Here is a 20,179-nt window from a genome sequence, read left to right on the forward strand (position 1 = left end):
TAAATGATTGAAACCAGCCTATTCCAGCAAGTTGTTCTCCTTGTCGTTAACCATGTCTTTCATAGCGTCCGTAACCTCGATTCCTTGCTCCGCAGCAGCCTTGAGGTTCAGGATCAGGTCAAGCTTGTCGGGGAAGGTTACCGCCATATCGCCGACTTTCTTGCCTTCCTTTAACACTTCAACAGCCATTTGACCGACTTGGTAGCCATGATCGTAATATTTGAAACCGACTGTGGCAAAAGCACCTTTCTCTACCGTATCGCGGTCGCTGGAGAAGAATGGGATATCATGCTCATTCGCAATTTGAATGACAGTGCTTACCGCCTCGACAACCGTATTGTCCAGTGTCGTATACAGAGCATCAGCGCGGCCGACGAGCGACTCTGCCGCCTGCTTCACTTCGGAAGTATTCGTTACCGGCGCTTTGATCAGCTTGATGCCATGCTTCTCAAGCGCTTTCTCCGCATGATCAGCCATAATGACGGCGTTCGGCTCGCCTTGGTTAATGACGACGCCCACTGCCTTCACATCCTTGAAATTCTCAGCGATAAAATCCATCAATTTGACAATTGCTTCCGGATTCGTATCGGACGCGCCCGATACATTGCCGCCCGGCTTTTCCAAGTTGTCAACCAGCTTGGCATCCAATGGATCAGTAACGCTGGCGAACAGAATCGGCGAGCTCTTAACCTGGCCTACAAGAGCTTGAGCTGGAGGCGTAGCAATCCCCAGAACAAGATCGTATTTATCTCCGGCAATTTTTTGCGCAATCGTCAAGTTATTGGTTGGATCTCCCTGCGCGTTGTTATAATCGAGCTTCAAGTTCTCGCCCTCCACGATGCCTGCATCCTTCAGTGCGGCAAGGAACCCTTCGCGAGTTGCATCGAGAGACGGATGCTCGACGATTTGCGAGATCGCAATTTTGTAGCTCTCCTTACTTGTGTCCGCCGGAGCTTCTGCTTGTGCATTGCCTTGGTTAGACGCAGCTCCAGAGTTGTTGCCCCCGGCATTATTGCTGCCGCAGCCGATCACCGTAACTAGCATAGCTACAATAGCCAAGAGTACCCCTAATTTCTTTTTCACTTCGATAACCCCTCTCTCAAACAATAATAGATCCCCCATAAAGATTTAGGCCACGAAAGCATGATCTTGCTAACGCTTTCCCAGGTGAAAGTGTTAAAGCGAAAAATCATGACTGGCTTCTCTTTTTGAAGTAAAGTATTATTCCTATCTTAAATGGAGGTTTATTGTACGTCAATTATTAAATCACGGTCAATTTTTCGTTTGCGGGAATCTGCGATATGTGAAAAAAAGGACTGCTCGCTTATTGGGTAGAATAAGCTGCAGTCCCTCTTCAAATATCCATGTATGAAGCACAGTTCGTTATACTCAAGCAATTAATCGCGAGTTACTGTAATCCATCCGTCGCCGTCTACTTGCACCTTCGCTCCTAGAGCCTCAGCGATAAAGCGCAGCGGCACATAGGTCTTGCCGTCTTCATGAATAAATGCCGGCTCGGATAACGTTACTGCCTTCCCGCCTACTTTCGCTTGCTTGGAACCGACAGTCAGCACGATTTCCTCTTGCGTAATATCGTCAATGATCGTGATCGTCTTCGTTTCCTTATTCCATTTGATCTCTGCGTCCAGCTCAGCGGACATATAACGGAGCGGAACAAAGCTTGCGCCGTTCTTCTTAATCACCTCATAATAGTCGCCCGGATAGCCGATCAATACATCCTTGGAAGTGATCTGCATCTCTTCCTTCAGCAGCTTATAAATGATAGAACCCGGTTCAAAATTGCGCAGCACCTGTCCCGGAGTAATTTCTTCATCGGTAACTTCCAGCTTGCCTGTGCTTAAATTCACCTGATCCACGGCTACATTTCCGCCGATATTCCACATTTCGGCTTCGCTGCGCACCGTGAATGACTTGACTGGCACACCTTCACTTTGAGGGATAGCTACCGTAAGCTCCATGTTCTGCTTGCGCGTGTTCAGGCTGCTATCGAAGTACATATCCATTTTCAGCACAGTATCTTTGCCGAAAACAGTATGCAGTTCAGGCATTTCTTCGAACATAGCGTCAAACTGCTGATCGTATTCCTTCAGCGCCTCAGCCAACGCTTCTTGAACTACGCCATACATTGCGGCAACAGCAAACTCTTTAGAAGAAGCCGGGCCTTCGCCGAGCGCGTCACTTCCAAATTGAGCGCTAAGAATCGGATAGAAGGCATCATAGAACGCCCCAATAAGCTCCTTCAAGCCCTCTTCGTCTTTAGCCGCATTCGTTAAAAGCGGCTTCACGAGCTTCACCAGCTCATCACCGCGAATTTCCGCATGCAGTTGTGTCAAGCTAAGCGATTCATCGTTGACTTTCTCCTGCACCTTTTTCACGGAAATCGTGGATGGATTCGGCATATGCTTCAGCAGGAAGCCGACAGCCTTAACACCAAATTCTTGCGCCTGCTCATTGTACTGCTCCAGATCAATATAATCTAAAGACGCATCCTCCAGAGATATGTACAGCGGCTGCTTTGCTCCTTCAAGCTGGATGGCCATCCCTTTCTTATCCATGGAAATATGGTATGGCAGCTTCTCGCCGGAGTAACCGATCGAGCCTTTGATCGACATCGTGGAAGCATCCTGAATCTTAGCATGATCAACAATCAAGGATAAAGAGTTGATTAGTTCGATTATCTCCTTATCTTCTGCAGATACTTTATCTGCTGGTATAATTTCAATCGAAACCGATTGTCTGGATTCGCTAGCTTGAACCTCCAAATTTTTCAACATAGCTTTGTTGATGTCAAATCCCCCTACCGCCTAGCATCCCGTTAGGATAACTAGCAGCAGCACTAGCGGCAGTGATAGCCATTTGCTCATTTTCTTCAAAATATTACCTCCCCGTAATGATATATTCTATTATCCTGTATCCATCTCTCCTTGTAAATAAGAGAAAACAACTAGTTGACATCTCTTGGCACAACAGCTTCGGCTTCATTTATGCTATAATGGCATCGAAACTATCAACACAACATAATTGAAGAAGATCCATGCTATCTCAGCATGGAAGAGGTTCGCGAACTCCCTCTATAAAAAACTAACGGCGCTCTGCGCCCTTTTTGCCGTGCCCTTTTGCGGGCTGCGGTATGTTTTTTCATAGTGTTCCAGTTCAAGAACTCTCTTTCTTCTATGTAAATGGTGCCGTACGCACCCTTTAACTAAATTCAGAAGAAGAGAGGTTTTTTTTATGCTTCAACACGAGAAGGCCGTCGTCGTATTCAGTGGCGGCCAAGATAGTACCACCTGCTTGTTCTGGGCTTTGAAGCAATTCCGTGAAGTCGAGGTCGTGACCTTTGATTACGGACAGCGCCATAAGCAAGAAATCGAGTGCGCCCGCGGAATAGCCGAAGAGCTCGGGGTCAAATTCCATCTGCTCGATATGGGGTTATTGGCTCAATTAAGCCCGAATGCGCTGACTTGCCATGACATGGACATCGTCCACGAGGACGGGGCGCTGCCCAACACCTTCGTTGAAGGCCGCAACCATTTGTTTCTCAGCTTTGCTGCCGTTCTTGCCAAAGGAGTTGGAGCAAGGCATATCATCACCGGCGTATGCGAAACGGATTTCAGCGGCTACCCGGATTGCCGGGACGCCTTCGTCAAATCGCTGAACGTAACGCTGAACCTGGCCATGGATCACAACTTCGTTATCCATACCCCGCTTATGTGGCTCGATAAAGCCGCCACCTGGCAGCTTGCCGATGAGCTTGGCGCCTTTAATTACGTCCGAGAACGGACGCTTACCTGCTATAACGGTGTAATCGGCGATGGCTGCGGAGATTGTCCTTCCTGCAAGCTAAGGCTTGCCGGAATGGAGGCCTATCTTGAAGCACGTGCAAAGGGGGAGATGTCATGAGCTTCGTTCCTGGCGAATTTCGTATCGTTGACAAGCTGCAGAAGCTGGGAGAGGACATTCCTCGTTCCCAGTTAAGATACCATGAGAGACGGGTGCTGGTGAGCAAAGAATTCACGTTTGATGCCGCCCACCATTTACATGCCTATGAGGGCAAATGCAAAAACTTGCATGGGCATACTTATAAAGTTGTTTTCGGCATTAGCGGCATACCGGATGAACTTGGCCTAACGATCGATTTTGGCACGATTAAAACGATCTGGAAGCAGGAGATCGAAGGATATCTCGATCATCAATATTTAAACGAGTCGCTGCCGCTGATGAATACGACGGCGGAAAATATGGTCGTATGGCTGTACGAGCAAATGGAACAGGCGCTTCAGTCCGGCACCTATCGTTCACCTTCTCTACAGGCCAGGACGGAATTCGTCCGCCTGTACGAAACACCAACCAGCTACGCTGAAGCGAGACGGGAGTGGATGAGTGGTGAGTAATCATCAGCAGCCTATCCCTGTCCTGGAAATATTCGGGCCGACCATTCAAGGGGAGGGCATGGTCATCGGCCAGAAGACGATGTTCGTCCGCACCGCGGGCTGCGACTACCGCTGCTCCTGGTGCGATTCCGCTTTTACCTGGGATGGCAGTGCCAAGGATGACATCCGGCTGTTAACAGCCGAGGATATCTATGCCGAGCTGCGCTCTCTGGGGGGAGACCGATTCTCCCATGTTACGCTTTCTGGCGGCAATCCTGCCCTCCTGGGAGGACTCGGTGCGCTAGTAACACTGCTTCATGAGAAAGGGATCATCGTGGCAGTAGAGACGCAAGGCTCCCGTTGGCAGGACTGGCTCGCGGAGGTCGATCAGGTAACCCTGTCTCCGAAACCGCCGAGCTCGGGCATGACGACCGACTGGGACGTGCTTGACGAGGTAGCGTCGAAGCTGTCGACAAGACCTTATCCTCTAGATCAAAGCCTTAAAGTCGTCGTCTTTGATGATCAGGATTTAGCCTATGCCAAAAAAGTCCACGTCCGCTATCCGCATATTCCTTTTTACTTGCAGGTGGGCAACCCGGATGTGAGCAGAATGGATATTCAGCATCATACCGCTGATCTTCTGGAGAGATATGAGCAGCTAATCGACCAAGTTGTCTCCGCACCGGAATTGAATGATGTGCGTGTGCTGCCCCAGCTCCATGCCCTAGTTTGGGGAAATAAACGCGGCGTGTAGCTTTTTGTAAGACTAGAAACGACCTAATATCAGGAGGATTTATAATGACTGGAAGACAAAACGATGAGCTTCAGGATCTAACGCTGCTTGGCAATCAAAAAGTGCAATATTCCTTTTCCTATGATCCCGGCATTCTCGAAAGCTTTGATAATAAACACCCCTACCGCGATTATTTCGTGAAGTTCAATTGCCCGGAATTTACGAGCCTGTGCCCGATTACGGGCCAGCCTGATTTCGCTACGATTTACATCAGCTATATTCCCGACATTAAAATGGTAGAGAGCAAATCGCTTAAGCTGTACTTGTTCAGCTTCCGCAACCATGGCGATTTCCATGAAGACTGCGTAAACATCATCATGAATGATCTGATTAAGCTGATGGATCCAAGATATATCGAGGTCTGGGGCAAGTTTACGCCTCGAGGCGGCATTTCAATCGATCCATACTGCAATTACGGCCGACCAGGGACCAAATACGAGAGCATGGCTGAGCAGCGGCTAATGCAGCATGACATGTATCCGGAGAAAATCGATAACCGTTAAACCATATTCATAAACCGAATACCGGAGATTCAAACGGCTGCAATCTGTTACAATATATAAATAGTTGAGTTGAAATGATTGCAACCTATTCCGGAGGGAGAGACTGCCTTGAAGCCGAAAGTATTCATTGCCCGCAACGTTCCTAAAGAAGTGGAAGATTATATCGCTGAACATTGCACTTATGACAAATGGGATCGCCCCGAGCTCATCCCGAGAGACGCCCTGCTGGCCGGTCTGTCCGATGCAGAGGGACTGCTCACCTTTGGCGGTAAAATTGATGCTGAGCTGCTTGATCACGCTCCGAAATTAAAAGTAGTCAGTACGATGAGTGTAGGCTACAATCACTTTGATCTTGCGGCGATGAAAGCCCGCGGGGTTATGGGAACCAATACGCCCGATGTATTGAATGAAACCGTGGCCGATTTAATATTCGCGCTGATTCTAGCTTCGGCCCGCCGGGTTACCGAACTCGATCGCTATGTGAAGGATGGACAATGGAAGCGCGGCAACAACCAGAATCTGTTCGGCCTGGACGTCCATCACAAGAAGCTGGGAATCATCGGTATGGGCGGCATCGGGGAAGCCGTCGCTCGCCGGGCGAAATGGGGCTTTGAGATGGATGTCCTCTATCATAACCGCAGCCGGAAGCCAGCCGCTGAGTCGGAGCTTGGAGCCCAATATTGCTCCATGGACGAGCTGCTTCAAGAAGCCGATTTCATCGTGCTGATGACGCCGCTGACCCCGGAAACGCAGCGCCTGATCGGCGAACGGGAATTCGGGCTAATGAAGCCATCAGCCATCTTCATTAATGCGTCCCGAGGGCAGACCGTAGATGAACAAGCACTCGTCAAGGCATTGGAGCAAAGAACAATATATGGCGCAGGCTTAGACGTTTTCGAACGGGAGCCTATTTCCCCGGACAATGCTTTATTGAAGCTGCCTAATGTCATTACCCTGCCTCATATCGGCTCGGCAACGAGTAAGACGCGATTCGACATGGCCATGCTCGCGGCGCAAAACATGGTTGCTGCCCTTAGCGGCCAAATTCCGCCGCAGCTCGTCAAGGAACTGCGGACTTAAGTAAGGCTTGAGCAGGTAATGCAACTGTAAGGTAAACATGAATTCCCAGATATTCAAACTTCTCTGGACTATGTTACCCTGGCATTTGCATACAATGAAAAAGGGATGGATTAGGGGGCAGCCCCCAATCCATCCCTTTTTTTCTGTTCATGCCATCCGTTTACTTCTCTTCAAATCCGGTAAAGTATTTACCTTCGCTGGAGGATCGGTGCTTGGTAGCATCTTTATCTCTTTCCTCCTGCACCTCGAGCTTCAAATCCTCGACGGGAATCGGATCAACATGCATCTCGCTCTCATGCAGATCAAATAAGCTTGGCTTGCCCGTCGGATATTGCTCGGGGTGATTCCTATCTTTTGCCTGATTAGCTTCCAAACTAGCGTCACGTTTCGATTGGGCCATGATCATCACCTCGCACACGTTGTTATCTCTTTATACCTCAAAAGTGCATAAAATAAACGTGCTACGATGATTGCTCCGATTGGGGCTTTCGCTTGCCCTGAGGGGAAATTCGATCATTCGGCATCAGCAATACGACCAGAACGGCTAGTCCAGCAGGAATTAGCGCCCACATAAAGGTATGGGCAATGGAGGAGGATAAAGCCGCCGTTATTTTCTCCAAAATCGGCGGCGGAATTTGCACCCTCTTCTCCGGGGATAACGCTTCCCTCATATCACCGAAGGCTTCCGCGGATACTCCTGCTCCACCAAATGCCTGCCTCATTTCCTCCGCAACTAAATTTCTTTGTATAATCCCAAAAATCGTAATTCCCAAAGTCATTCCAAGAGAACGCAAGAAAGAGTTGGTTGATGTCGCCGCCCCGCGCTGACGCATATCGAAATGATGAACAGCAGCCATGCTCAGTACCGAAAAGGAGTAGCCCACCCCGAACCCAGTCAGGATGCTGTAAAGCGTAAGCAGACTCTGGGTAGTTTCATTGGATATCGTGCTTAACGCAAATATCCCACTCACAAAACAGATTACGGAAATCATCATAATCATTTTATACGACAGCCGCGTAGACAAGAAACCACCCAGCATGCTGCCTACAACTGATCCAATCATCATGGGCATGAGAATCAGGCCCGAGTTCGTCGCCGAGCCGCCGAATACGCCCTGCACATAAATAGGGATGAACACCGTCGCCACAATAAACACGCTGCCATAAAGAAGAGCGAGTGCGCTGCTCGTCGCGTAGAGTCTATTTTTGAACATATTAAATGAAATTATGGGCTCCTCCGCCTGCGTCTCTATGAACAAGAAAGCTATAAATAATACGGTAAAGCCGGTAAACAAGCTTAGGATTACGGTTGATCCCCAAGGATAGGTTTCTCCGCCCAATTCCAGCGCAAACATCAGGCACACGACGGAAGCGACCAGTGTAAATGCTCCGCCCCAATCGATGCGCTGTTTGGAGCGCGATAGGGATTCGCGGTAGAACACGATAATTAATCCAAGGCAGACTAGCCCAATCGGCACATTGATCAGGAACACCCAATGCCAGCCCAGCTTATCGGTAATGTAAGCACCGAGCAAGGGGCCAAATATACTGGAGGTTCCGAATACCGCCCCGAGCAGCCCCGTCATTTTTCCGCGCTTCTCCAGGGGGAAGATGTCATAAATTATCGTAAAAGCAATCGGCATCAGCGCTCCGCCGCCAATCCCTTGAATGGCTCTATAAATGCTCAACTGCGTAATGCTCTCGGCCATGCCGCACAGTACCGAACCGACTAAGAACGTTATAATCCCGAATATAAAAAAACGTTTGCGTCCGTACATATCAGAGAGCTTGCCAAAGATCGGAGTACCGGCCATTACGGCAACCATGTACGCCGAGGTTACCCATACAAACTGCTCCATATCGCCAAGCTGCGATACAATCGTGCCCATTGCCGTTGTAACGATCGTATTATCCATCGCGGACATCAGAATCGCCAGCATCAAACCAATTAAAATGAGAGATGTGTTGTCCTTCTGTTTCGTAATCAAATAGGTATGCCCCTTTAACTTATTCAAATTATTAATATTCACTTCTGTTGTTTATTTTATTAGAAACAGACGGAAAGTAAAGCTTCCGACAAAATATTGTAATACGACAAAGTACGAGCATTCGCTTACAAATATTGTAATAATATGATACAATTAATCCGTGATCACAGCCTCATCCGGTTTTAGCTTGGCATAGATTATCCATATATAGGAGGATGTCCTGAAAGAGGACGTCTTTTTTCTTGAAAATATTTATTACTATAATAGTACCCGCGGACGATCTAAATTTCAGCTTTTACCCTATAATAAATTAATAAGTTTTAAAGAGAGGGAGGTTCATCATATGAACTCCAAATGGACCATACTGGAACAAAAAATGCGGGAGGTAGGCATACAAACGTTAATTATTACCGATCCCAAACATGTCTATTATTTGACAGGCTTTCTAAGCAACCCTCACGAACGGTTTCTGGGGGCTGTATTCTCCATGGGCAAGCAGCCCTTCCTGCTCGTTCCCGAGCTGGACGAAGAGAATGCGCGATCTGCTGCCGACATCACCGAAATCGTAACGCACAGTGATACGGATAACCCTTATGAAGTATTAAAAAGCAATCTCAAATGCTCTGTCGGGACGATCGGTTTCGAAAAGGAGCATATGTCAGTCGCCCGATTCGAGCAGCTGCAGGAGTCTCTGTCCTTTGCCAGATATTTAGATGTCGGGCCATGGCTTCGCCAGCTTCGCAACCGCAAGTCCGAAGAAGAAATCAACAAAATTCGGCATGCCGTAGCCCTCATTGAACAAGTACTTCAGGAGACTCTGCCCCATGTTAAAGCAGGTATCACGGAAAATGAACTTGTCGCAGAAATTGAATATCTGATTCGTAAAGTAGGCGCCGAAGGACCCGCCTTCGATTCCATGGTGCTAGCTGGGAAGAAGACCGCCCTCCCCCATGGGGTTCCGGGCAATCAACCGATTTCAAATGGCGACTTGCTTATGTTCGACATTGGGCTGTATGCCGGCGGATATGCATCGGATATTACGCGCACCTATGGCGTTGGCCATTTGGCCGAGCCGCTGCAGCAAATTTATAATACGGTTCTGGCCGCCAATGAAGCCGCAATCCAGGCCATTAAGCCAGGCGTTTCCTATGCCTCGATTGACAAAGCAGCCCGCGACGTCATTGCGGAGGCCGGATACGGCTCCTACTTCATTCACCGGCTCGGTCACGGCCTTGGTATCGACGTACACGAGTTCCCTTCCGTCCACGGCGAGAACGAACTGCTCCTGGAAGTAGGCAGCGTATTTACGGTTGAGCCGGGAATTTACGTTCCTGGACTTGGCGGCGTCCGCATCGAAGACGACGTCGTGGTAACGACTTCGGGAGTAGAGGTGCTGACCACACTTCCCAAAGAGCTTACTTATTTATAACACGGCGGCCAACCTGAAGCAGGGGCTGTCCGGAAAGTCAGGCAAAACTGACTGCTGGACAGCCCCTGTTTGTAGTTATGGTGCTTGGGGTGCTGCAGACTCTGGGCTGCGAGTCGCTGAGCTGCTGGGCGAGTGAGCCGCGAGTCTCCGGGATGCGGGTGGAGCCCCGTACGCCCAGATCGTGGAGCCACCGAAGCCCCGGCTACCTCGTTTGTGCTTCCTCCCTCTCTTCTTCCTGATGAAAATTTCTCGCGATGTATAGAAATGGAGTGCCTGCGGCGGTCAAAACAAATTTGATGATATACGTCGTCAGCAAAATTTCAATCCATATTTGCAAGCTGTATTGTCCCGCAAAAGCAATTGTGCAGAAAATCAGCGTATCCACAAAGGAACTGATCAGTGTGCTGAAATTATTGCGAATCCATAACTGCCCCCGGCTTGGATAGAACTTTCGAATCCAAGCAAACAATCGGACATCCAAAAATTGGCTGACGAAGTATGCCGTTAGGCTCCCGAGCGCAAGCCGCGGCATCCATCCGAAGATACTCTCTAAAGAAGCTTGAGCCAGATCCCCAGGCTGAGGAGTAAATACCAGTGCCATCTGCATCAGGATCGTCGTCATAATCAGGGTAAAGAATCCAAACCATACCGCTTTCTTCGCTTCTCCCCGCCCGTATTTTTCATTAAGCAAATCACTGGTCAAATAAAGGCTGACGTACATCGTATTACCGAGGGTCATGACAATTCCGAACATTTCAATTGTCTTTACCACTTGAATGTTGGCAATAACCGTAGCAACGCCAATCCACGCATAAAGCCCCTTTTTTCCAAACCAGCGATAGCATATCAAGAAGAACGCAAAGTTCATGAGTACGAACAGTACGCCCCACCCAAAGTTGTGCATAAGACTTCCTCCCTATTTTTTGATCCATATAAATGTAAAAAGCGTGAAAACTTTATGAAATAAGGAAAGTTTTCAAAAATCCCTATTTTCAAATGGGAGAACTTGCTATAATATAAGACTAATGAACCAATGGTTAATTAACTCGCTTAGGTTAATGGAAGGAGGCTATTAATAATAGCGATTGACCTATAAGGAATTCATAAATTTAGGAGGTTATTATGTCATGCTCGGAATCAAGCATTCAATCAGCCGCAAATTCATGACAACCTTTACCGTCGTCATCGTCTTATCTTCGCTATTGTTCAGCATCAGCTTTTATTTCGTCTCCATGGGGATCATCAACAAAAACGTTCTGCCTCAGTTTGACAAAGTACTGCATACCAGCACGCAAGATATATATCGCGGTCTCGATACTACAATGTCCCACCAACTGCTCAAAGGGGGAGAACATTCCCGATTTGGCGTAGAAGCGTACTTAACGAAAAGCGTGGAGGATTTTCAATTACATACCGTTTATCTCGTTCAGCTTCAAGATGATCAGGCTACCGTCATTGCGACCAGCTCCGGCTCTACCTTACAGACCTCCGACACCATAGCTATCCAGGATGCAATGAAGCAAGCGTCCGCAGGCAAACTAGCAATTAGCGACTTATATCAGGACCAATTCGGCTACCATAAGACTGCTTATTTCCAAGTTCCAGGGAGCGAGATGCTGCTTGCCGTCGGAATGGATGCTACCTTTATTAAGGAAAAGCAAACGGAAATACTATGGATCTGCCTCGGCATTACTGCCGTAGTTATATTTCTTGGTATTACCGCTGCCTATATTGTCAGCAAACGAATTACGCAGCCGATCAGGAACCTGGCACTGGTTACGGAGAAAATGGCGCGTGGCGATTTTCGTCAAACGATTCAGGTTCAAGGTCATGATGAGATGGCCCAGCTAGCGGCAAGCTTCCGGACGATGACAGAGCAGTTGAAAGGGATGATCGCCAATGTCCTTCATACCTCCCAGACGGTCGTTAACACTTCGGACAGCTTGCTTACTTCCGCGCAAACCTTTGAACAATTGATTTACAGTTCGAATGAAGCCACGCAGCAAGTGGAAGCAGGCAGCTCTACGATTGCCTCTACAGCGGCTGAAAATGCGCGAGCTATGGAAGAAATCTCTGCTGGCATACATTATATCGCCTCTTCCTCGGCAGAAATCACCGAGAAAATCGGCCAAGCAGCGGATAAGGCAATATCAGGCAACCAGATCGTCCATGATGCTGTTGATGAAATGCTTCTGGTCGAGGAAGCTGCGGTGGAATCCATGAACCATATTTCGCTTATGAACGAACGCTCCGCAGCGATTGCCCAAATCGTTGGAACGATCATGGAAATCAGCAAGCAGATCAACATTTTGGCGCTTAATGCTGCCATTGAATCAGCCCGTGCCGGTGAACATGGGAAAGGCTTCGCAGTCGTGGCCGAGGAAGTACGCAAGCTCGCTGAGCAATCCCGCACCGCTACGGACGAAATCGGAGACTACCTCCTCGCGATTCAAGAGGAAGCAAGCAACTCAGTACGTGCTATGCAGCGGGTCAGTGATGAAATCCAATCGGGAACGTCTCGCGTTAAGAACGCAGAAGAAGCTTTTTCTCAGCTGTCAGAATGGATTCAAAGCATTAACTTGACCGTACAATCCATCTCTTCCTCCACCCAGCAGGTCTCTGCGAGTGCAGAAGAAGTGACGGCTTCTGTGGAAGAGGCTGCTAATATCACCGCCAATTCACTCGAAACGATGGAGGAGATTGCTCATAATTCCGCAAAACAAGCGGATGAAATCAAAGACCATGCCGATTCCGTGCGCAGTCTGCACGAAGGCGCACTCTCTTTACGAGAATCCGTCCGTCAATTTATCATCTGATGAATCCGTACAAATTATGAGCGATCACAACGCAATGCCGTGCTATTCGAACGATAGCACGGCATTGTTATTTTTCATCCTGCAAAAATAATGACAGCCACCAACAGGATTACCGCCTCTAATCCTTCATTTAAAGCGCCGTACACATCCCCGGTTAACCCGCCTAGCCTCTTGCTGATTCTTCCAGCCGCTAGTGTGCCGATGAGCCATACCGTGCAGGGTACGATAAGTTGATAAACAAGGAAGAGCATCCAGGAAGCAGGCGTAGCCTCCCACCAAACTGCTAGCGTTAATCCCAGGGCCGATAGCAATAAAGCGACTAATGTGGAGATGACGATATCACCCACCGTCTGCCCATGGAAGCGTTGCGCGAGTCCCTCCCCTTTCCGTGCCGTTGGCCAAACTTTCAATGCATAGGTCATAAACCAGCGGCTCCATATCGTTGCCGTCAACAGCGCGGCGCCTATGTACACAAAACCTGAGCCGATTAAGGTTAAAAGGAGAGACATTTTGAACAGAAGGAGCAATATGCAGGCGATGACCCCCATTGCGCCGACACGGCTGTCTTTCATAATCTCCAGCATCTTCTCCCTGCTGCGATAGCTGAGCAGCGCATCCGCCGAATCCATCCAGCCGTCAAGATGCAGGCCGCCGGTCAGCCATATCCAAATCGCAAGCGTAATAACCGCAGCGGGCATCGGCGGCAGCAGCCAGGCAGAGACTGCTGCCGCCAAGCTGAGTACAGCGCCTATAGCGAAGCCGACGAGCGGGTAATGCTTAACGCTGCGACGTAGAAGCTCTGGCGTAAAATCAACCTCAAGCGGAACAGGAATTCGCGATAAGAACTGAAACGCTGCCGCAATCGGCCGATCCTTGCTTCTATTGTTCCCGTTCATAGCTTGTACTCCCTGCTCTTTAGCTCGATCGGAATGCCTGCCGTAACGAGAAACACCTGCTCCGCTATTGCGGCTAAACGTCGATTCATAACGCCGGCCAAATCCCGATATAGCCGCCCCAACGGGTAGGCGGGAACAATTCCGCTTCCCACCTCATTGGTCACAATCACAATTGTTCCGCTATAACTCGCGACTGCCTCCAACAGCAGATCTATTTCCCGTATTACCTTGGCCTCGCCATCTGCTTGCTCGCCTATAGCGAGCAGAACATTAGACAGCCAAAGCGTCAAACAATCGATCAGCACGACGGGCGCAGCAGAGACTTCTGGCTCCTCGGTATACACTGCTATCGGCTCGGTATAAGCGGCTACCGGATTGGAATACACTTCTGCCGGCACGGTATCGCTCAGCTTTCGCAGCAAGCCGCGAAGTTGGAGCGGCTCCTCGATCGTCTCCCAAGCATAATCTGCCGAGGCTCGATCCTGACGATGCAGAGCTATTCGCCGTTCCATTTCGGTATCGTAGGCTTGAGCTGTGGCGATATAATACGCCCTGTCGGCATGCTTCATGCACCAACGCTCAGCGAAGCTGCTCTTTCCGCTGCGGGCTCCGCCCGTCACCATGACGATCATCTCGTATCCACTCCAGCCGATGGCTCGCCTGAGGAAATTCCCGCGCTTTCGAATGTAGCCATTTCGTTCATAATCCGGCAGGCACCGTCAATCAAATGGAGCGCAAGCGCCCCTCCGGTTCCTTCACCGAGCCGCATATCGAGCTCAAGCATCGGAGAAAGGCCGAGCTCCCGCAGCACCTGAATATGCCCAGGCTCCTGCGAATGATGAGAAGCAACCATATAATTCACAGCCTCTGCACATAATCCCTTGGCGATTAAGGCGGCCACGCTGGAAATAAACCCATCGATAACGACGGGACAACGGTGGGCTGCTGCACCTAATATGACACCGGTCAAGCCAGCGATTTCTAGGCCGCCCACCTTGGATAATACATCCAGCGGATCCTGGGCATCCGGTTGATTCAACGCTATGGCCCGCTCGACTACAGAGGCCTTGTGACGCAGTGTCGGCTCATCGATGCCCGTGCCCCGTCCAACGCACTCCATAGGAGCAATGCCCGTCAGTACGCTCATTACCGCAGCGCTGGCAGTTGTGTTGCCAATCCCCATTTCACCTGTCACAAACAATGTTGTGCCTTTATTCACAGCTTCTTTTACGACAGCGATCCCCGCCAATACCGCAGCCTCTGCTTCAGCACGGCTCATCGCTGGACGGACAGCCATATTTGCCGTACCCATTCTAATCTTCCGAACAAGCAAATCCGGATGGCTTAATTCGGCGTTGACCCCGATATCCACACATAGCACATCAGCCGCTGCCTGACGGGCAAATACATTAATCGCTGCCCCGCCAGCCAAGAAATTCAGTACCATTTGCGGAGTAACTTCAGCAGGGAACGCACTAATCCCTTCCTCGCATACTCCATGGTCTGCAGCCATTACAATGATCGCACGCTTATCAAAGCTCGGCCTCACTTGTCCCGTGATTCCAGCAAGCTGAACCGCCAGCGTCTCCAGCTTTCCGAGGCTGCCCGGAGGCTTGGTCAAACGATCCAAATGCTCCGCCGCTGACGCTGACGCCTCCCCCTGCAGCGGCGATATTAATTTGATGACATCCAAAATGGAATTTCCCATTCCTCTATCCCCTTTCTAAACCCAATGTCTCTTCCGCACGACGCCTTATCACTACCTGCCACTAACTAAAGGCGCTCTTTCGTAAACGATTTGCCTGACGCATAAGCCTTGAGCTTTATTTTCATAGCCTCGAGCTAAGTGTCTGGTAGATCTCATGTCTCATGTCCCTTGCTCGTTTCGCAGCAGCAGCTGAGGAACATGGCGATCAGGATGAATCACGGAATAAGAGTCCACTTCAAAAAGCGACTTCACTATTTCCGGGGTAATAATTTCACTTGGAGCTCCCTTGGCTACGACCTTTCCCTCTCGCAATGCAAGCAGCTTATCACAATAAAGTGCAGCCAAGTTCAAGTCGTGCATCACCGCGATGACGGTTAAGTGTTCAGCCCGCTGCCAGCTCGAGATCAATTCCATAAACTGCATTTGATAGCGAATATCGAGGTAAGTCGTCGGCTCATCCAGTAGGACGACCTCCGGCTGTTGTGCCATCACTTTGCCAAGAGCGACCCGCTGTCTCTGGCCTCCGCTCAATACATGCAGCGGCTTGTTCTCCAGTCCCTGCAGATCTAGGCGGCTTACGATCTCGTTAAGCAGAGCCTCTGCACCGTCTCCCGCTTCTTGTCCCCGCCAATTTTGAAAAGGAAATCTGCCCATCTCCAGCACCTGTCGCACTGGAAAAGCCATCGGCGGCAAACCATCCTGCTGAAGCACCGCCAGTTTCCTTGACAGTGCTTTACGACCATAGGAAGGAAGAGGCTTGCCAGCCAGCGAAATTTCCCCAGCCTCCGGTTTCTCGACGCCTGACAAGATATTCAACAGCGTCGTTTTCCCGCTGCCATTAGGCCCGATGATGCCCCAAAAGTCTCCCCGCTGAACATGCCAATTGATTCCCTGCAATACCGTTTGCCGACCATAGGTCTTCATAGCGCCTTCTACCTGAATCATTGCAGTTCCTCCATTCTCCGCTTCTTATTACGGTATAGCAAATAAGCAAAGAATGGAGCGCCGACAAATGCTGTAACAACACCAAGCGGTATTTCTGTTGGCGCAAGCACTGTCCGGGCCGCAAGATCGCTCCACATCATAAAAATCCCCCCGCCAAGCGCAGAGAGCGGAATAATCACTCGGTAGTCCGGCCCCGTCATCAGTCTGATCATATGCGGAATAACTAGCCCAACAAAGCCGATGACCCCAGAGACGGACACAGCCGCCGCGGTCAACAGCGTAGCAACCAGCAGCACAAGCACCTTCGTGCGATCGACGTTCAGCCCGGAGTGTGCCGCCTGACGTTCTCCCAACGCAAGCAGGTTCAAGCTGCGTGCGCTGCTCCACAGCAACAGCATGCCGAGGAGCAAATACGGGAAAAGGATGATCGTATACGACCATCCGCGCAAGCTAAGACTTCCCATTGTCCAGTACAATATTTCGTTGACTGTTTTTTTTGACATGGCAGTTAGAAACGATACGATCGCGCCAAGAAAAGACTGCATGACTACACCCGATAAAATGAGGCTCTCGATTGGAATTCTCCCGTTCTCCCTAGCTAGCCACATTACGACAAACAAAGTGCATGCACCTGTTAGAAAAGCTACGATCGGCAGCGTAAATACTCCGATTAAAGAAAATTGCCAGCCGAAAAAAATAAGTGTGGCAGCGCCAACCGCGGAGCCCGAGGAAACGCCTAATGTGAAAGGATCTGCCAGCGGATTGCGCAGCACACCTTGGAATGCGGCACCCGCCACCGCGAGCGAAGCGCCGACTAACATGCCGAGCAGAACCCGCGGCAGCCGAACCTGCAGTATAATCTGTTCTGCCGATACATCCCAATCCGGCGTAATCATACCGCCGATTCCTGGAAGCCGTTGGAGCAAAATACCGATAATCTGGCCGGTCGGCAGAAAGACGGAGCCAACGCCGATACAAATCAGCAATGTAACAGCCAGAAGTATCAAGCCCGCCGCTGCGTATCCTGCCAATTTCTTCGTCATTGCTGGATCAATTCCGGATAAATGGCTTTGGCAATTTCAATCAAGCCCTGAGTAACACGCGGGCCGGGACGGCTTAGCAAATTATCATCAAGGCCGATGACGCGGTCTTCCTTCACAGCTGTAATTTGATCCCAGCCGCCGCGAGCCTTGATCATCTCGCCGATCGTTTTATTATCCTCATAGAGCACGTTTCCGCCAAATAAGATTACATCCGGGTTGGCTTTAATGATATTTTCTTCGTTGATTTCATTCCAGCCTTCGAGATCCGATGCTACGTTTTCGCCCCCGGCTAGCGTAATCAATTCATCCATGAACTCGCCTTTACCGACGGTCCAGCCTGGCGAAAATTCGATATACACTTTTTTTCGCTGATCCGAGGTCAAGGATTTCACGGCATCCAGTACGAGGTCGCGTTCTTTTTCCATTTGCCCCACCACTACCTCGGCTTCCTTTTGCCGGTCAGTAATCTCGCCAATTGCTCTGATATTGGCCATTGTTTCATCCAATGTGTTCGGGTTGGTTTGATAGACCTTAACTCCAAGATCCGTTAAGCTTTGGACGGTTGCCGGGTCGATCAGACTGCCTACGACCACGACCAAATCCGGCTTTGCAGCGATGACGGCCTCTACGTTAACCTGAAATCCGCCCATTCTTGGCTTATCCTTTACAGCTTCGGGGTAATCATCGGTGTCGGATACGCCCACGATCTGCTCATCAAGGCCTAAAGCGAATAATCCTTCTGTCTCGGAAGGGGCCAGCGATACGATTCTTTGCGGCGCAGCTTCAAAAGTAAACTCTGCTCCCGCCGTGTCCGTCACGGTGAGAGGATAGGTCGTTTTTTGCGTATCGGACGAGGAGTTTTCCTGCTCTCCCTTTCCTGTTTTCGTGTTCTGCTCCTGCTGGGCAGGTGTATTTGTAGGGTTATTTCCTGCCGTATCCTTGCCGCAGCCTGCAACCGCTACGAGCATGATCGCTAATATCCAAATCCCCCAAAAATGCCTAAACTTGTTCATCCATCTCTCTCCTTAAAATAGATCTGATAGTTTGCTCATGAATTACAGAAGCTAAATGGAATTTGTCCGAAAACAAGAAAAAACCCATCCGTTCAGGATCGGGTTACGTCTACAAGATTATACACACAGCTCAACCATCCGGCTTGTCCAGTGCATAATTCTCTCAGCAGAACGTCTTCCTTTCCTCGAAGGAACGTCTCTTATTCCCGTGGGCAGGTCTCCTGACTCCAGGTTGCCGATGCAGCTCGCCTTCCCATCCTCGCAGCCTCACTCCAATCCATGCTTACTACGCTGGATAGCCGTGATTCTACGAACGACAGTGGCATTTATGAGCCTCATCCCTGTTTACAGTGGCGGGACCGTGCCGGAATTGCACCGGCTTCCCTTTTAACCCGAGGCGTCAGCTGTGGATCAACTGCCGATTCGGGACCTACGGTTTTTTTCCATTCATTCACTAAGTATTCATACATTTGCGTCTGTATTGGATTATAGGTGAAAACCGCCCTGCTGACAATCATTTATACTCTCCGCCGCGGCTCACATAACCAAATATGTCTAATGAAAGAACTTTTGCTGACCGTACCGTAATCATGAATTGCAAGTCCCGATCGGTTCAATTCTTCCTCAAGCTGCTCCGTCGACACAATGACGGCTCTTCGGCTAAAGCGCTCAATGCTGCTCAGCATTTGCCGGCGTTCCTCCGAAGGAAGGACGGAACATAAATTATATGGCATATCGACAATAGCTGCATCATATAGCTCATCCACTTCATTCAAGTCGCCAAGGCTGACCCGGCTATCGTCATACCCGAAATGCCGTAAATTCACTCTTGCTCCTCGAACAGCCAGCGGATTAATATCCCTGCCTACGATATCGATCTCCATGGACAACGCCTCAATCATCGCATTTCCCATCCCGCAGCAAGGATCGATCACCTTCATGGCGTGGGGATCAGGAACCGCTATGTTGACCAAGGCTCTGGCCACGAGCGTGCTAAGCCCGGTAGAATAATTGCGCGGCTTATGTTTATGATGAAGCCATACCGGCTCCGCTTCATGGCAAATACCGAGCGACCAATGTCCGTTAATCGACATCAAACCATAGGTAACTTCCGGTCTGCGCATCTCCGCTTTGCCGTGAATTCGGCTTCCCACCTGCCGTTCGATGTCGCGCTGCTCCTCATAGCCTCGCACATCCCCCTGCTTCAAATAGATAACTTTAAAAGTTCTATCATTTAACTGCAAGCCAGCCGCCTGAGCTGCTATGCTTTCCAAGCTTTCTCCGGTAAATAATACGTCCATTCGATAAGATATAAAAGGGCTGCGACCCGGATCAATTCTCCTCTGCGTTTCCACATACCCAACGCTTCCAGGGCGTTGACCGAATAAAGCATTCAACTCCATTTCACACAGCCGCCGCTCATTGTCATGGCAGGCGTAAGTATAAATATATTGACCGATACCTTGCTCACACATTCTGATTTTTGCCCCACCTTCATCTTCCAAGATTACGCAGTCCAGGTCTCCGTGGCTAATAACGCCTTGCCAATATCCCTACCAACATTTGCACTGCTG

The 20,179-nt window shown here is 49.7% G+C and carries 19 protein-coding genes and 2 riboswitches; of the genes, 7 read left to right on the forward strand and 12 right to left on the reverse strand.

The annotated features are described in order from the left end of the window. Positions 1-18: 18 nt before the first annotated feature. Positions 19-1,083: an ABC transporter substrate-binding protein gene (locus CZ379_RS22610; RefSeq protein ID WP_234404982.1), complete on the reverse strand. Its 1,065-nt coding sequence runs from the start codon at positions 1,081-1,083 to the stop codon at positions 19-21. Between the two features lie 314 nt (positions 1,084-1,397). Next, positions 1,398-2,783 (reverse strand): copper amine oxidase N-terminal domain-containing protein, encoded by a 1,386-nt coding sequence (locus CZ379_RS22615; RefSeq protein ID WP_234404983.1) that lies wholly within the window; start codon positions 2,781-2,783, stop codon positions 1,398-1,400. Between the two features lie 285 nt (positions 2,784-3,068). Next, a riboswitch (PreQ1 riboswitch) is annotated at positions 3,069-3,112 on the forward strand. Positions 3,113-3,252: 140 nt separating this feature from the next. On the opposite strand from CZ379_RS22615, the gene queC reads away from it, so the two are divergent. From queC to CZ379_RS22640, 5 genes are all read left to right on the forward strand, one after another. Next, a complete protein-coding gene (gene queC / locus CZ379_RS22620; RefSeq protein WP_110933680.1) occupies positions 3,253-3,921 on the forward strand; it encodes a 7-cyano-7-deazaguanine synthase QueC in 669 nt (222 codons plus the stop codon). Beyond that, on the forward strand, positions 3,918-4,412 hold the full coding sequence (gene queD / locus CZ379_RS22625; RefSeq protein ID WP_110933681.1) for a 6-carboxytetrahydropterin synthase QueD: 495 nt from the start codon (positions 3,918-3,920) through the stop codon (positions 4,410-4,412). Before queC ends, queD begins: the two co-directional genes overlap by 4 nt. Beyond that, positions 4,405-5,145 (forward strand): 7-carboxy-7-deazaguanine synthase QueE, encoded by a 741-nt coding sequence (queE, locus tag CZ379_RS22630; protein ID WP_199925737.1) that lies wholly within the window; start codon positions 4,405-4,407, stop codon positions 5,143-5,145. The genes queD and queE overlap by 8 nt, the downstream gene beginning before the upstream one ends. 44 nt (positions 5,146-5,189) lie before the next feature. After that, positions 5,190-5,687, forward strand: a complete 498-nt coding sequence (gene queF, locus CZ379_RS22635; RefSeq protein WP_110933683.1) for a preQ(1) synthase — start codon at positions 5,190-5,192, stop codon at positions 5,685-5,687. Between the two features lie 108 nt (positions 5,688-5,795). Further along, positions 5,796-6,767, forward strand: a complete 972-nt coding sequence (locus tag CZ379_RS22640) for a 2-hydroxyacid dehydrogenase (RefSeq protein ID WP_110933684.1) — start codon at positions 5,796-5,798, stop codon at positions 6,765-6,767. A gap of 160 nt (positions 6,768-6,927) precedes the next feature. On the opposite strand, the gene CZ379_RS22645 is transcribed toward CZ379_RS22640, so the two are convergent. Both CZ379_RS22645 and CZ379_RS22650 read right to left on the reverse strand, forming a co-directional pair. Beyond that, positions 6,928-7,167: a hypothetical protein gene (locus CZ379_RS22645; protein ID WP_110934518.1), complete on the reverse strand. Its 240-nt coding sequence runs from the start codon at positions 7,165-7,167 to the stop codon at positions 6,928-6,930. A 61-nt stretch (positions 7,168-7,228) separates the two neighbouring features. Continuing rightward, positions 7,229-8,752, reverse strand: a complete 1,524-nt coding sequence (locus CZ379_RS22650) for an MDR family MFS transporter (RefSeq protein WP_267890524.1) — start codon at positions 8,750-8,752, stop codon at positions 7,229-7,231. A gap of 346 nt (positions 8,753-9,098) precedes the next feature. Between CZ379_RS22650 and CZ379_RS22655 the strand changes: the two genes are divergently transcribed. Further along, on the forward strand, positions 9,099-10,184 hold the full coding sequence (locus tag CZ379_RS22655; RefSeq protein WP_110933685.1) for a M24 family metallopeptidase: 1,086 nt from the start codon (positions 9,099-9,101) through the stop codon (positions 10,182-10,184). 202 nt (positions 10,185-10,386) lie between these two features. Here the strand turns inward: CZ379_RS22655 and CZ379_RS22660 are convergent, their stop codons facing one another. Beyond that, the gene (locus CZ379_RS22660; protein ID WP_110933686.1) at positions 10,387-11,088 is read right to left on the reverse strand and encodes a queuosine precursor transporter; all 702 of its coding nucleotides are present in this window, start codon (positions 11,086-11,088) and stop codon (positions 10,387-10,389) included. A gap of 223 nt (positions 11,089-11,311) precedes the next feature. On the opposite strand from CZ379_RS22660, the gene CZ379_RS22665 reads away from it, so the two are divergent. Beyond that, entirely contained in the window at positions 11,312-13,000 is a 1,689-nt protein-coding gene (locus CZ379_RS22665) for a methyl-accepting chemotaxis protein (protein WP_110933687.1), read from the forward strand. Between the two features lie 74 nt (positions 13,001-13,074). On the opposite strand, the gene cobS is transcribed toward CZ379_RS22665, so the two are convergent. The 7 genes from cobS to CZ379_RS22700 form a co-directional block, all read right to left on the reverse strand. Then, the gene (cobS, locus tag CZ379_RS22670; RefSeq protein WP_110933688.1) at positions 13,075-13,896 is read right to left on the reverse strand and encodes an adenosylcobinamide-GDP ribazoletransferase; all 822 of its coding nucleotides are present in this window, start codon (positions 13,894-13,896) and stop codon (positions 13,075-13,077) included. Next, entirely contained in the window at positions 13,893-14,528 is a 636-nt protein-coding gene (locus CZ379_RS22675) for a bifunctional adenosylcobinamide kinase/adenosylcobinamide-phosphate guanylyltransferase (RefSeq protein ID WP_110933689.1), read from the reverse strand. Before CZ379_RS22675 ends, cobS begins: the two co-directional genes overlap by 4 nt. Then, positions 14,525-15,604: a nicotinate-nucleotide--dimethylbenzimidazole phosphoribosyltransferase gene (cobT, locus tag CZ379_RS22680; protein ID WP_110933690.1), complete on the reverse strand. Its 1,080-nt coding sequence runs from the start codon at positions 15,602-15,604 to the stop codon at positions 14,525-14,527. Before cobT ends, CZ379_RS22675 begins: the two co-directional genes overlap by 4 nt. Before the next feature lie 159 nt (positions 15,605-15,763). Beyond that, positions 15,764-16,549 carry an ABC transporter ATP-binding protein gene (locus tag CZ379_RS22685; protein ID WP_110933691.1) on the reverse strand — a complete coding sequence of 262 codons (786 nt, stop codon included), beginning with the start codon at positions 16,547-16,549 and terminating at the stop codon, positions 15,764-15,766. Beyond that, positions 16,546-17,592 (reverse strand): FecCD family ABC transporter permease, encoded by a 1,047-nt coding sequence (locus CZ379_RS22690; RefSeq protein ID WP_110933692.1) that lies wholly within the window; start codon positions 17,590-17,592, stop codon positions 16,546-16,548. The genes CZ379_RS22685 and CZ379_RS22690 overlap by 4 nt, the downstream gene beginning before the upstream one ends. Continuing rightward, on the reverse strand, positions 17,589-18,605 hold the full coding sequence (locus tag CZ379_RS22695) for an ABC transporter substrate-binding protein (protein ID WP_110933693.1): 1,017 nt from the start codon (positions 18,603-18,605) through the stop codon (positions 17,589-17,591). The genes CZ379_RS22690 and CZ379_RS22695 overlap by 4 nt, the downstream gene beginning before the upstream one ends. Positions 18,606-18,799: 194 nt before the next feature. Beyond that, a riboswitch (cobalamin riboswitch) is annotated at positions 18,800-19,054 on the reverse strand. Between the two features lie 69 nt (positions 19,055-19,123). Further along, entirely contained in the window at positions 19,124-20,080 is a 957-nt protein-coding gene (locus tag CZ379_RS22700; RefSeq protein WP_110933694.1) for a TRM11 family SAM-dependent methyltransferase, read from the reverse strand. Between the last annotated feature and the right edge of the window lie 99 nt (positions 20,081-20,179).

The sequence above is a fragment of the Paenibacillus bouchesdurhonensis genome, assembly GCF_900155685.1.
GTDB lineage: Bacteria > Bacillota > Bacilli > Paenibacillales > Paenibacillaceae > Fontibacillus > Fontibacillus bouchesdurhonensis.